This is a genomic window from Neisseria sp. HMSC067H09 (assembly GCF_001814135.1).
Lineage (GTDB): Bacteria > Pseudomonadota > Gammaproteobacteria > Burkholderiales > Neisseriaceae > Neisseria.
Map to the genome: position 1 here is coordinate 1 of NZ_KV814866.1, position 13,349 is coordinate 13,349.

The window sequence follows — 13,349 nt, forward strand, 5'->3', positions numbered from 1 at the left end:
GGGGATGTCCAACTTTTGGGGTGCAGTTCAAAATTTCAGACGACCTTTTTAAGCTGATGACTATTGTTCTCTATCCGGCAACAGTATATTCAAAATAATGGCCAATATTGCGCATAAGCCCACTCCGGCAAAGCTCAACGTACCGATTTTGATGACCATGCCGCCGATACCTGTCGTCAACACTGAGCTGACGATGACCAGATTTTTAGGCAGCATGAAATCAACTTTCGCATCAATCAGCGTTTTCACGCCCAAAGATGCAATCGTACCGAACAAAAGCAGCATAATGCCGCCCATGACAGGCATCGGGATGGAAGCCAAAAACGCATTGAATTTACCGAAAAACGCCATTGCAATGGCAAAAACCGCCGCCCAAGTCATGATGACAGGATTGCTGTTTTTCGTAATCATCACCGCGCCCGTAACCTCGCCGTAAGTCGTTACCGGCGGTCCGCCGATCAAACCGGCTACGCATACCCCTAAGCCGTCTCCTGCCAGCGTCTTATCCAAACCCGGATCTTTCGTATAGTTTTGACCGGTAACATTTCCAATAGCCATAATACCGCCGATATGCTCGATGGCAGGTGCAATCGCCACAGGCAGCATAAACAATGCAGCCTGCCAGTTGATTTGCGGCGTTTCAAAATGAGGCACTGCAAACCAAGGCGCATTGACGATGGCGGCAGTATCTACCAAGCCCATTATCAAAGCCAATGTGTAGCCCGAGGCCACACCGATCAAAATCGGCACCAGTTTCATCATGCGGCTGCCAAAAACCGACACCACGACCGTTACCGCAAAGGTAAAACCCGACAAAATCAACGAGTCTGCATAATCAATTACCTGTTTGCCGTCAGCCTGCCCCATAGCCATACTGCTTGCCGCAGCGGCTACCGACAAACCGATCACCATAATCACCGGCCCGATGACTACCGGCGGCAGCAAGCGGTGAACCGCCGCCAGCCCGCGCCACCTGATTAAACCCGCGAACACAAAATACATAAAGCCGGCCGCAAACAGGCCAAACATCGTTGAAGGCAGGCCCCATTCACCAATCGAGTAAATAATCGGCGCAATAAAAGCAAATGAAGAACCCAAAAAAATCGGCACCTTACGCCGAGTAACCAATTGGAACAACAATGTCCCAATCCCCGCGCCCAACAATGCCAGAGCAGGGTTCAACCCCGTCAGAAGCGGTACAAGCACCATCGCACCGAACGCCACAAACAAAATCTGCGCACCCGAAACCGCCAATTTAAGCTGATTCATCCGAAACCTCGTATATTCGATTCAAACGGCGGGAATTATACTGTCTCGGCAGCCGGATGAACATTAATTTAACGCGGATTCAGGATAAAAAACAGATTGATAAATGGAAATATCCGATTTTGCAGCACCATTCTTTACTTAATATATAACCACCCTGCTTATAGTTGATACACGAAAAAATCGATGCACAGCGAGAATGGTTTTAAGTCAGCAATCACTGTATGCGATGAAATGGCAGACTGAAACTTGTCCTGATTATGTATCTATTTCTGTATGCCTTATTAAAATGGAAGCAGAAATCTGTACATCATCTTAAATGCTATCAATGGTTATCAAATTTACAAAATTTATCAAAATTAGGTTATAGATGGAAGTGGTAAATATCATATAAAAATAAAATTATAATTTAAGTAATAGTTTTATATAAAATTAATAATTATGTTTACTCAGCTGAAACAATGTGTTAAAAAATTTTTCAAATATAAAAAGGTCGTCTGAAAAATCTTCAGACGATTTTTTTGTTATGTTTACAGTTGTAATGATACGTTTGCTTGAATTAAATACCATTTATCTGAAATAAATTGCTGGTTTATGAGAATATGGTATTTTTACAGGAATCAGAAATTGATAATGGATTGTATTTCAGCTGGCCTGATTAATCAGAAATATGTTACAGGAAGAGTAAAAGTGGGATGTGGAAAAGATAGGGTATTGAAGAATCTATCAGCTCTAATCGCAGTTTTGGGTTCATTCGCTTTGGCAGCTTGTTATCCATCTTCAGAAAATAAGGAGGAAGTAAAAATGGACAATCAGATACCCATAACGGGTTTTGAAAGAAATATTAAAATTGATTTGGATGGGACGTTGCTAAGCGTGCCTTACGGTTATTTGGCAGGTTCGTCCCGAGATTCGGCAACAAGATGGATGTCGGACGAGGAAAAAATCTATAAGGGCGGTAGGTTTGATATTTACGTCCATGCCAAACGCAAGGGAGATTCTTGGATTTTAGAGCCTTTTAATCGGGAGAATAAAGATAAATTTGTTAAGGCATTGAAGGATGGTCTGCCGATGATAGACACTATTTCGATTCAGAAAAACTCTGAATGCCTTTTAGATCCTAAGTATCTTAAAAAAATGATGTTGAGGTACGGTTCAAAAGAAATAACTTCTTCTTCTAAAAACTATAAAGCATATGAAAGATTTAATGAAGAACCATTCTATCATGAATTTAATTATATTAGGGATGATGAAAATCCAGTAAGAATACAAGTAAAGGATGATGGTAGAAAAAATGGAAAAAGACTTAATGAACCGCATTTTTCAATCGCAGTTGACTCATGCATAAATGGTTTATCAGTAGATTATTATCCTAGTATCAGTGCACATGAATATGGAAATTTTTCTAAGCAGCCTTCTCAACAAGAGTTGATTGAATATCATCTAAAAATAGAGAAATTAATTAGAAGTTTTATCAAGTAATTTTATTTTAGGATTCTAACTTATGATTATTTTAAATGAAAGACAGCAGGCTGAATTAAAAGGATATGCTGATAGAGACAATTATTATGGTGAAGACCTTTGCAAAAATAGTATGCTAACGAAATTTTACGCATAAGAATGTACTAAAAAATTTTCAATTGGCTAAAACTTTTCTGATATTGAGGAAAAAAGTAGAAGAAATCAAGGAGGTTCTTCATTTTAAAAATAGTATTGAGCATAAAATTTTAGTAACTCATGTTATTGCAAAGTCTCTATTAGGCTTTCACCCAAACTTTATTTATTACTTTTCATATATAGGGTAAATAATGAAATTTAAATATTATAGTATTTCTTTATTTTTCTCGTTATTTTGCATTCTTCTAGCATTTATTTTTATTGCTCCCTATGGCTTGAATTTTAAAGGTGAGGAGCAATCCTTCAATGAGGCAACAATGCTGATTTCCTCCCCTAATAGAGGAGAAAGAAAGATTAAGCTTGAAACAGGATTAAGATCATACTGGCTATCTTGTTACGGACTTGATGATTTATGTAAAATGGAAAATATAAATAAAAGATTCCCTATAACAAATGCAAAAATATTATTATTAAACCCCAATGAAACAAACTTTTTAAATGGCGTTTTAGTTTCGTATTACAAAAATGATATATTTTATTCAAACAAAAAAATAACGAAGGATGTGAATTTATTTGCAATATTAGCTTCTAACTCCGTATTTTGTTTAAAGTTGGCAGTATTCTTTTTATTACTTTCTCTTTTCTTTTTCATTAAAAGGATTTGATCAAGGCGCGTTATTCAGAAGGTGCGGCCTTTGGGTGGTCAGAACAAGACGGCTGATTCCTCGATAAATTCAGCAGTTTCTACAAAATCAGGGGATGGGAATGGCAAAATTTAAGCGTTATCAGCGAATGACATAAATTCCTTTTAGTCTGGGTTGTCTGCCCGGAAAGGACTGTGTAGAGATGTTCTATCCGAGTTTGCTATATAATCGCGCTATCTTTGATGAACAAACATCGTCTGAAAGAACGTCTTAATTTTCAGACGACCTAAAATAAAACCAACATACAAAGGAGCCGAACCATGTTTCACAGCATCAACGCCTATACCGGCGAAACCCTTTGCCGCCGTCCTGCGCAGGGTTATGCAGAGTTTGCACAAGAATTGGCAGCGTTGAAGGTGCGCCAGCAGGCGTTTGCGCGGTTGGGCGTTACCGGGCGGACTGCTTTGCTGCAAGCTTTTGCCGAGCGTTTGGCGCAAAACAAGGAGCGGCTTGCGGAGATGGTTTGCGAAGAAGTCGGACGCTGCTTGCATGAATGCCGTGCCGAACTGGATAAATCCGTCGAGCTCATCCGATATTACGTCCGCCTTGCCCCCGAGTTGCTGGCGCATAAGACCATTGCTACGCAGGCGAGCCTCAGTCAGGTGCGTTTTGAGCCGTTGGGCGTTGTGCTTGCCGTCATGCCGTGGAACTATCCTGTCTGGCAGGTTTTGCGTTTCGCCATTCCTGCCCTGTGCGCGGGAAACGCTTGTGCCGTCAAACCCGCGCCCAGTGTTGCGCGGATCAGCGCTGCGCTGTTGGAACTGGTTTCAGACGACCTCCCGTTGATTGGCGCATGGTTGAACAACGACGATGCGTTGAAAGCCATTGAAGACACCGATGCGATGGCGTTTACCGGCTCGACACAGACCGGCCGCCTGCTCGCCGCCAATGCGGGAATGTACCTCAAGAAAACCGTCCTCGAACTCGGCGGCAGCAACCCTTTCATTGTCATGCCCGATGCGGATCTCGAACGCGCCGCCGTCGAAGCCTGTTATTCGCGTTTCCGCGATGCGGGTCAGTCTTGCAACGCAGCCAAACGAGTTGTCGTAACCGAAGCCGTTGCCGACCGCTTCATCCCCCTGTTTCTTGCCGAATGCGCCAAATTGCAAACGGGCAATCCCAAAGACCCTGCAACCACGCTTGCCCCGCTGCACCGCGAAGACTTGCGCGCAAACGTACATGCTCAAGTACAGGACGCAGTCGCACACGGCGCAGAGGTTTTGACGGGCGGTTTCATTCCCGAAGGAAAGGGCTGGTTTTACCCCGCCACCGTATTGGACAAAGTGAATCCTGACTGCCGCGTTTGGAATGAAGAGGTTTTCGGGCCGGTTGCCATGATTTTGCGGGCGAAGGACGAGGAACACGCCGTCGCCCTTGCCAACGATACGCCCTACGGATTGGGCGCCAGTATCTATACTGCCAATACCCGCCGCGCTTGGGCATTTGCCGAAAAAATCCAAGCAGGCTCGGTGTTTATCAACCGCCATACCAGCAGCGACCTGCGCCTTCCCTTTGGCGGCGTCAAGGCTTCCGGTTACGGACGGGAATTGTCTGAATTCGGGTTGTATGAATTTGTGAACGTGAAAACGTATTGGCAGAAATAAGGAAGGATTGAAAAAGGTCGTCTGAAAACGCCGGGATTGTCTATGTTGTGTTTTCAGACGACCTTCTTTTTGTTGAAGCGGAAGCTTGTTTTTCTCAATATTCTCAGTAGGAGTGATGTAATTGGAAATTTCCGATTATTAAATAAGGATTTTCATTTGCACCGGAATGACGGAATCTTTTTTATAGTGGATTAACTTTAAACCAGTACGGCGTTGCCTCGCCTTGCCGTACTATCTGTACTGTCTGCGGTTTCGTCGTCTTGTCCTGATTTAAATTTAATCCACTATATTAGGTCGTCTGAAAACCTATTTCAGACGACCTTTAAAGTTTCTCCACCCAAATCACCGTATTTCTTTGGCTGCTTCCTGCTCCGCTTTATAACGGCGCAAATAGGCAAGCGCGGCGGCTTTTTCTTCTTCGTTGCCATATTTGACATCGCGTTGGGCGCGGCGCAATTCGGCGCGCTCTTTGGCTTCTTCGATTTGCCGGTTTTTGAATGCTTCGCGGTTGTCGGAAGCAACCAGTTTATCTTGTTGGGATTGGGCTTTCGCCATGGCCTTGGCAATCAAATCCATAGGATTAAAGGCAGGTTTGGCGGCGGCTTGGGTTTCGGCTTGAATTTGCGCCTGCTTGGCTTTAACGGCGGCTTCGCGCTCGGCAAGCATGGCTTTGCGTTCCGCCTCGTCGCGCGCTTTGCGTTCGGTGTGCCAATCAAAGCGGCTTTGCGCGTGTTCGGCGGCGGCGAAACGCGCTTCGGAAGAACGGCTCAGGCTGCGCGCGGCGGGGAGGTATTCCTGTTCGGAAGGTATCATGTCGATACAGTCCACCGGACAAGGCGGGAGGCAGAGTCCGCAGCCTGTGCATTCTTCGCTGATGACAGTGTGCATAAACTTGCTTGCGCCCATAATCGCATCGACAGGGCAAGCGCGGATGCAGGCGGTACAGCCGATACAGGCGGCTTCGTCTATCAAGGCGACGGCTTTGGGCTGCGTTTTGACCGGTGCAACGCGCGGCTTACCCAATAAGGCGGCAATATCCACCATCACCGCCTCTCCTCCGGGCGCGCACAAATTAACAGGCGCATCCTCGTGCAACAAAGCTTGTGCATAAGGCAGGCAGCCTTGATAGCCGCATTCTCGGCACTGGGTTTGCGGCAGCAGGCGGTTGATGGCTTGAAGGTCGGTCAGCATGGCGGATAGAGTCAAAATCGAAAAGGCGTATTTTATCGGGAAACGAAGTATAGGGGAATAAAGGGTTTGAAAATAAAAGAGATTCTTCTATCGTTTTGCAGCAAATTCAAGTAGGAATGTGAATGATGTTATAAGTATCCTGTATTTGAACCTCATACGGTGTGGCGGGCAGGAACGTGGATATGGAAGGTCGTCTGAAAATCCCGATTTCAGGTTTTCAGACGACCTTTGGCATGGGTGCGGTCAAGGCAGTTTGGGTCTGACTTTGACGCTTAAGGGCAAGTGGTCGGAGAGGCGTTGCCAGTTTTTGCCGTTGTGGATTTGGGAGTCTAAGACTTCCAAGTTGCGGGTATAGACGCGGTCGAGGCTGAGGACGGGCAGGCGGGCTGGGAAGGTTTTGGGGCGTTTGCCGTTGCTGTCCACGAATACTTCGTTCAGGTTCAAGGCGTTGCCTAAGGATAGGGCGGATTTTTGCCGCCAGTCGTTGAAGTCGCCGGCGAGAATCAGCGGGCTTTGCGGGTCGATATGATGCACGACGTATTCGAAGATGGCGCGGTATTGTTTGGCGCGGTCGGGTTCGCGCAGGTTGAGGTGGGCGCAGAGGCAGACGAGCGGGGTTTCCCAGCCTTCGGGCAGGACTTCGCAATGGAGTACGCCGCGCTGTTCGAGTTTGTTGACGCTGATGTTGAGGTTGTGGCGGGTTTCCAGCGGCAGGCGGCTGAGGATGGCGTTGCCGTGGTGGCGCTGCGGGTAAACGGCGTTTTTGCCGTAGCTGCGGTTGTAGGAGAGGCGGTCGCCGAGGATATCGTAATGCGGTTTTTCGGGAAAATCGGGCAGCCTGCTGCTGCGGGTCAGGTGTTGACCTTGCACTTCCTGTAAAAACAGGACATCCGAGCCTATGCCGCGAAGCTCTTCCGCCATGCTGTCCACTTGGACTTTGCGGTTGAGCGCGGACATGCCTTTGTGCATGTTGTATGAGGTGATGGTAATCGGGCGGGGGGACATGATGTGTAACCGTAGTGTGTGAGTAGTTTGTCGTTGTATTGATAGTATAGCACTGCAAGTGTTTGGTTTCAGTAAAGATTTGATGTGCGGACGGTTGCTTGGCGGTAAAACGTCGTCTGAAAGGTTTCAGACGACGTTTGAGGGGGGACCGCGCAGAAAACGGTTTATTTTATGAACTCGTCCATGCCGTCTTCGCAGCGGATTTTTTGTTCGGACAGCGTGGCTTTGAGCAGGGCGTCGTTTTGCGGCAGGGCGTCGCGTTCGGCTTCGTGGTGCCAAAGGTGGTAGGCGATGCCGGCGAATTTGAGGTTGTGGCGTTTCATGCCGTTATGGAAGAGGCGGGCGACGAACTCGCTGTCTTCGCGTCCCCAGCCGACAAAGCGGTTGTCGAAGCCGTTGACGGCCAGCGCATCGCTGCGGAAAAAGCCCATATTGCAGGTTTTGATGCCTTTGTGTTTGCGGCTGCTTTGTCTGCCGATCAGGGCGGACAGGCTGCGGCAGCGTAGGGCGGACAGGCGTTTTTCTATGCCTTGGCTGAACACGGACAAATCGGGCAATTCGCCGGAATCTAAAATTTCTTGGGTGCGCCCTTGGGTCAGGATAACGCGCGAACCCTGTATCAGCCTGCCTTTGCGTGCGAGCTTGAGATGGTCGGCGATAAAGGACGGGTCGAGTATCATGTCGCCGTCGATAAGGATGACGTAGTCGCTTTTTGCCTGCGCCAGCGCGCGGTTGCGCGATTCGGCGGCGCGGAAGCCGTCGTCCGGCCGCCAAGAATGTTTGACGGGGATGTCGGTGTGGTTGCGGATGAACTCGACGACTTCGGCAGTGTCTTGGCGCGAACCGTCGTCCGCGACGATGATTTCGTCGGGCAGGCGGGTTTGCGCGAGCGCGGATTTCAAAACCAGCTCCAGCGCGTCGGGACGGTTGTAGGTGGTTACAATCAGGGCGACGCTGATATTGCGGTTGCGCTCGTAAAGTTTGACATATTTGTAGTACGAACCTTGGGCATTGGCGATGGAAATGGTCAAGCCGTTCGCACCGTAGGCGAAACCGCGTTTGAGCAGGTAGTTTTTGACAAACGATACGCTGCCGTGCAACAGGGCTTTGAAGGGTGAGCTGTTTTTTTTGTAGCGGTTTTCTTCGGCGTAGAGCGAGCTGTATTGCTGCATTTTTTGAATCAGCCCTTCGGCGTTTTCGAAGGAATAGTGTTTCAGACGACCTTCGAGCGGACGGACGTTTGCATCGGGCGGCAAAATCAGCGATTCATGTACCTGACGGTCGGAAAAACGGGTAAACCGGCGGTGGTAAAGGCGCGGGATAATGTCGGGATACCAGCCGCAGGCTTTGATCAGGCGGCCGTTGTAGTGGTTTAGGCGAGAGAGCGAGAAGATGTTTTGTTCTTTGTTTTCCGCCACGGCTTTGCGGATGGCGGCAATCAGTTCGCCATCTGCCACTTCGTCGCTGTCTATGCTGAAGATCCAATTGTTTTGCGCGAGGCGGGCGGCGAGGTTTTTCATCGGACCGAAGCCGATGAAGTCGTATTTGTAATAACTGACGTTGGTGAAGCGTTCGGCGATTTCAAAGGTACGGTCGGTCGAGCCGTTGTCGAGCAGCAAAACTTCGTCGAAGTCTTGAAGCGCGGTCAAGACTTCGTGCAGATAGCGTTCCGAGTTTTTGACCAACATGGCTGCTGTGGCGGGAATTTTCGGGTTCATGATGAGGTCGTCTGAAAAGGGGGCGTCTGAAAAATCAAAATCGGGAAATCAAGGCAGTTCGGCAATGGCGGCGGTCAGTTCTTCAAACATACGGTCGGCATCAACTTCGGTTATCCAAAGCGCGTTGGGCGTTTTGCCGGTCGTGCCGTGCCAATCGACGGCACACGCGCCGGTGGACAGTCCGCTTTGCGTCTCCACATCCACGCGGCACATCCTGCCTGAAAACAATTCGGGGAACACGGCACAGATAACGGCGCAAGGGTCGTGCAGCGGGCCGCCCTCCAAGCCGAACTGTTGAATGTCGAAGCGTTCGTAACTTTGCAAAATATCCGCCAAACGGCTGCCGTTGGCGTTTTTCAGACGACGTAGGCGGTTCATGCGTTCGGAAGTGATTTGCGCCTTGTGGGTAACGTCCAGCGGTAAAACTGTAATCGGCGCGCCGCTTTGCAGCACGATTTGCGCCGCGTGCGGGTCGGTGAAGAAATTGAATTCGGCGGCAGGCGTCATGTTGCCCGCTTCAAAATAATTGCCGCCCATCAAGACAATGCGTTTGATGGCGCGGACGGCTTCCGGCGCGATGCTCAACGCCAGCGCGATATTGGTCAGCGGACCTATCGGGCACAAAGTCATCGAAGCGTCTTCGGCGCGGCTCAAAGTTTCCACCAAATATGCAACCGCGTGCTGCTTTTGCAAAGGACAGCGCGGCTCGTGCAACGCCGTACCGTCCAAGCCCGTTTTGCCGTGTACCGCTTCCGCCGTCTCCAGCTCGCGCAATAAAGGCTTGGCTGCGCCGGCGTAAACGGGGAAATCTTCCTCGCCCGCCCAATCGCAGACGATGCGCGCGTTTTTTGCCGTCAACGCCATGCCGACATTGCCGGCGACGACGGTCATGCCCAAAAAATCGACCAAGCCGCGCCGTGCCAGACCGTGTGCCGCCAAAATGGCCGCGGCATCGTCCTGTCCGGGGTCGGTATCGATAATCAAACGGATTTTTTCGTTCATCGCCATCGCTTGCGCCGTCTATGTGGAAAGCGTGTATTTTAACCGATATACCGCTACAATACGCATTTCCTTTTTTTCAGACGACCTCCTCCGATATGCAGCTTATCCTTGCGCCCATGCAGGGGCTGGTGGACGATGTGATGCGCGATTTGCTGACCCGTATCGGCGGCTACGACGAATGCGTCAGCGAGTTCGTCCGCATTACCCACACTGTCCATTCCCGTTCCACCTGGCTCAAATACGCCCCCGAAATCGCCAACGGCAACAAGACCCCCGCCGGCACGCCCTGTACCGTCCAGCTTTTGGGCAGCGATGCCGACAATATGGCGGTCAACGCTTTGGAAGCCGTCCGTTTCGGCGCAGACAAAATCGACCTTAACTTCGGTTGTCCCGCGCCGACGGTCAACAAACACAAAGGCGGCGCCGTCCTGCTCAAAGAGCCCGACCTTATCCACCATATCGTCAAAACCCTGCGCCAACGCCTGCCCGAACACATCCCGCTCACCGGCAAAATGCGGCTCGGTTACGAAGACAAAAGCCTCGCCCTCGAATGCGCCGCCGCCATTGCCGAAGGCGGAGCTTGCGCCCTGACCGTACACGCCCGCACCAAAGTCGAAGGCTACGAACCGCCCGCGCATTGGGAATGGATACGCAAAATCCGTGAACACGTCGCCATCCCCGTAACCGCCAACGGCGACGTGTTCAGCCTCAAAGACTATATCGGCATTAAAGAGATGACGGGCTGCAACAGCGTCATGCTCGGACGCGGCGCCGTCATCCGCCCCGATTTGGCGCGCCAAATCAAACAATACGAAAACGGCGGAACCGTCCGCGATACCGATTTCGCCGAAGTTTCGGTGTGGATAAACCAATTTTTCCATTTGTGTCTCGCCAAAGAAGCGAACAACAAATACCCCGTCGCCCGCCTGAAACAATGGCTGGGCATGATGAAGAAAGAATTTGGAGAAGCTCAGGAATTGTTTGACGCGGTAAGGGCGGTCAAAGACGCGGAAGAAGTCGCGCGGATTTTGGCGGCGTTTGAAGACAAGATGAATGCCTGATAATGATGAGGTCGTCTGAAAGTTTTCAGACGACCTTTAAACCCATCGCCTAAGGCGGAATAAAATAAAAACAGGATGTTTCTAAGCCGTTATAGTGGATTAAATTTAAATCAGGACAAGGCGACGAAGCCGCAGACAGTACAGATAGTACGGCAACCGATTCACTTGGTGCTTCAGCACCTTAGAGAATCGTTCTCTTTGAGCTAAAGCGAGGCAACGCCGTACTGGTTTAAATTTAATCCACTATATTTCTCTTCCTGCACAGGCGGGAGCACAAAGGACGGTATGAATCGGTTTATTTGAATTTACTGCATCTTAGAAAGGACAATGATGCCTTACGTCAATATCAAGGTAACAGGCGGCAGCGAGGCTCCGAGTACCGAACAGAAAGCCGAGCTTATCCGCGGTGTTACCGAGCTGCTTGCCCGTGTGTTGAATAAAAATCCGCAGACCATGGTCGTCGTCATTGATGAAGTGGACATGGATAACTGGGGTATCGGTGGTGAAAGCATTACCGTGCGCCGCGCCAAAGCGCAAAAATCGGGATAAGCGCGCCTTATCGGGAATAGATGCCGTCATATCAGCTTGCGTCTGCGCGAAAAAGGAAATGACAGCGATACAAAAAGCCGGTTTGGGATACTTGTCCGCAATGTTCGGATATGACTTTTTTCCTGTTCATCGAAACTCAAAAGGTCGTCTGAAACCGGATTTCAGACGACCTTTTTGTATGTCAGTGCAGTAGCTTATTCTTCCGGAGCGCGGAAGGTGTCGTGGCAGGATTTGCAGCTTGCGCCGGTTTCGCCGTAAGCGGCTTTGATTTCTTCCAGCTTGCCGGTTTGTGCGGCGGCGTTCAGTTTTTCAACGGCTGCGGCGAATTTGTCTTCTTCGGCTTTGAATTTGGCCGCATCAGACCAAACCGCAGGCAGGGCGCGGCCGTTGCCTTTGTCGTCAGATTGGAAGAAGGTGAAAGGTTTTTTGCTGGTTTCGGCAAAAGTTGCCGCAGCCTGCTTGAATTTTTCCACGTCGTAAGGCTCTTCGCCTTTTACCATTTTGCCCATGCTGGAGAACTCGGGCATCATGGATTTGAACGCGGTGGTACGGTCTTCGGAGATCGGACCTTTGGGTTGCGCGGGTGCGCCGCCACCGCAGGCGGCAAGGGTCAGTGCAGCGAGCAGGGCTGCTGAGAAGAGTTTGGTATTCATGGCTTTTGTGTCCTGTGATAGTATTTTGTTATTCATATTTTTCAGACGACGTCCGAAGAGGTCGTCTGAAAAGTTGCAATCATACCTGAAATGGGTTTACAAAACGAGAAAAGAAAGGAAATAGTTATGGCGATTTTGGTTACCGGCGCGTCAGCCGGTTTCGGCGAGGCGATGTGCCGCACGTTTATACAGGCCGGTTATTCCGTTATCGGCGCGGCGCGGCGCGGCGAGAAACTGCAGGCATTGGCGGCCGAATTGGGCGAGCGGTTTTATCCTTTGGAAATGGACGTTTCGCGTACCGAGTCGATACGCAACGCGCTCGACAGCCTGCCTGAAAATTTTGCCGAAATCGATTGCCTGATCAACAACGCCGGATTGGCGTTGGGTTTGGAAACGGCGGACAAAGCAGATTTCGGCGATTGGGAAACCATGATTCAAACGAATATCGTCGGTCTGACTTTCCTGACGCGCCAAATCCTGCCGCAAATGGCGGAGCGCAAACAAGGCTATATCATGAATCTGGGTTCGATTGCCGGCAGCTATGCCTACGAGGGCAGCAACGTGTACGGTGCGACCAAGGCGTTTGTGCGCCAGTTCAGCATGAACCTGCGCGCGGAATTGGCGGATAAAAACATCCGCGTCACCAACATCGAGCCGGGTTTGTGCGGCGGTACCGAGTTTTCCAACGTCCGATTTAAGGGCGATGACGAGCGGGCGGAAAAGGTTTATGAGAACGTCGAGTCCATCCAGCCGCAAGACATTGCGGATACGGCTTTGTGGCTCTATCAGCGTCCGGGGCACATGAACGTCAACTCCATCGAAATCATGCCTGTCGCCCAAACCTTTGCCGGTATGAAAGTCATCCGCAATACGCTGCCCGTACCCGCACAGGCGGAGAATTTTGAGAAACAGAGTATGTCTTTGTTTGCACGGATTAAGTCGTGGTTCAAATAGGGTTTTGAAAGAAGAAAGGTCGTCT

Annotated in this window: 12 protein-coding genes; 6 read left to right on the plus strand and 6 right to left on the minus strand. The window is 49.7% G+C overall.

The features are described 5' to 3' along the window. Positions 1 to 60: 60 nt before the first annotated feature. Positions 61 to 1,269: a uracil-xanthine permease family protein gene (locus HMPREF2954_RS02195; RefSeq protein ID WP_045072593.1), complete on the minus strand. Its 1,209-nt coding sequence runs from the start codon at positions 1,267 to 1,269 to the stop codon at positions 61 to 63. Between the two features lie 630 nt (positions 1,270 to 1,899). On the opposite strand from HMPREF2954_RS02195, the gene HMPREF2954_RS02200 reads away from it, so the two are divergent. The 3 genes from HMPREF2954_RS02200 to HMPREF2954_RS02210 all read left to right on the plus strand — a co-directional run bounded on the left by HMPREF2954_RS02200 (position 1,900) and on the right by HMPREF2954_RS02210 (position 5,191). Then, positions 1,900 to 2,748, plus strand: a complete 849-nt coding sequence (locus tag HMPREF2954_RS02200; protein WP_231574604.1) for an RTX iron-regulated FrpC family protein — start codon at positions 1,900 to 1,902, stop codon at positions 2,746 to 2,748. Positions 2,749 to 3,074: 326 nt separating this feature from the next. Continuing rightward, the gene (locus HMPREF2954_RS02205; RefSeq protein WP_045072595.1) at positions 3,075 to 3,548 is read left to right on the plus strand and encodes a hypothetical protein; all 474 of its coding nucleotides are present in this window, start codon (positions 3,075 to 3,077) and stop codon (positions 3,546 to 3,548) included. A gap of 299 nt (positions 3,549 to 3,847) precedes the next feature. Then, positions 3,848 to 5,191, plus strand: a complete 1,344-nt coding sequence (locus HMPREF2954_RS02210; RefSeq protein ID WP_045072597.1) for an aldehyde dehydrogenase family protein — start codon at positions 3,848 to 3,850, stop codon at positions 5,189 to 5,191. Positions 5,192 to 5,533: 342 nt separating this feature from the next. Here HMPREF2954_RS02210 and HMPREF2954_RS02215 read toward each other — a convergent pair whose 3' ends face one another. The 4 genes from HMPREF2954_RS02215 to HMPREF2954_RS02230 form a co-directional block, all read right to left on the minus strand. After that, on the minus strand, positions 5,534 to 6,382 hold the full coding sequence (locus HMPREF2954_RS02215; RefSeq protein ID WP_045072600.1) for an RnfABCDGE type electron transport complex subunit B: 849 nt from the start codon (positions 6,380 to 6,382) through the stop codon (positions 5,534 to 5,536). A gap of 243 nt (positions 6,383 to 6,625) precedes the next feature. Beyond that, positions 6,626 to 7,387 carry an endonuclease/exonuclease/phosphatase family protein gene (locus tag HMPREF2954_RS02220; protein WP_039405542.1) on the minus strand — a complete coding sequence of 254 codons (762 nt, stop codon included), beginning with the start codon at positions 7,385 to 7,387 and terminating at the stop codon, positions 6,626 to 6,628. A gap of 164 nt (positions 7,388 to 7,551) precedes the next feature. Further along, positions 7,552 to 9,105, minus strand: a complete 1,554-nt coding sequence (locus HMPREF2954_RS02225) for a glycosyltransferase family 2 protein (protein ID WP_045072601.1) — start codon at positions 9,103 to 9,105, stop codon at positions 7,552 to 7,554. A gap of 48 nt (positions 9,106 to 9,153) precedes the next feature. Beyond that, entirely contained in the window at positions 9,154 to 10,113 is a 960-nt protein-coding gene (locus tag HMPREF2954_RS02230) for a nucleoside hydrolase (RefSeq protein WP_082054497.1), read from the minus strand. An 89-nt stretch (positions 10,114 to 10,202) separates the two neighbouring features. On the opposite strand from HMPREF2954_RS02230, the gene HMPREF2954_RS02235 reads away from it, so the two are divergent. Both HMPREF2954_RS02235 and HMPREF2954_RS02240 read left to right on the plus strand, forming a co-directional pair. Further along, positions 10,203 to 11,168 carry a tRNA dihydrouridine synthase gene (locus HMPREF2954_RS02235; protein ID WP_045072602.1) on the plus strand — a complete coding sequence of 322 codons (966 nt, stop codon included), beginning with the start codon at positions 10,203 to 10,205 and terminating at the stop codon, positions 11,166 to 11,168. Between the two features lie 330 nt (positions 11,169 to 11,498). Continuing rightward, the gene (locus HMPREF2954_RS02240; protein ID WP_045074044.1) at positions 11,499 to 11,717 is read left to right on the plus strand and encodes a tautomerase family protein; all 219 of its coding nucleotides are present in this window, start codon (positions 11,499 to 11,501) and stop codon (positions 11,715 to 11,717) included. 194 nt (positions 11,718 to 11,911) lie between these two features. Here the strand turns inward: HMPREF2954_RS02240 and HMPREF2954_RS02245 are convergent, their stop codons facing one another. Continuing rightward, positions 11,912 to 12,370, minus strand: a complete 459-nt coding sequence (locus tag HMPREF2954_RS02245; RefSeq protein ID WP_003763338.1) for a c-type cytochrome — start codon at positions 12,368 to 12,370, stop codon at positions 11,912 to 11,914. 126 nt (positions 12,371 to 12,496) lie between these two features. On the opposite strand from HMPREF2954_RS02245, the gene HMPREF2954_RS02250 reads away from it, so the two are divergent. After that, positions 12,497 to 13,324 carry an SDR family oxidoreductase gene (locus HMPREF2954_RS02250; protein WP_045074046.1) on the plus strand — a complete coding sequence of 276 codons (828 nt, stop codon included), beginning with the start codon at positions 12,497 to 12,499 and terminating at the stop codon, positions 13,322 to 13,324. Positions 13,325 to 13,349: the final 25 nt, after the last annotated feature.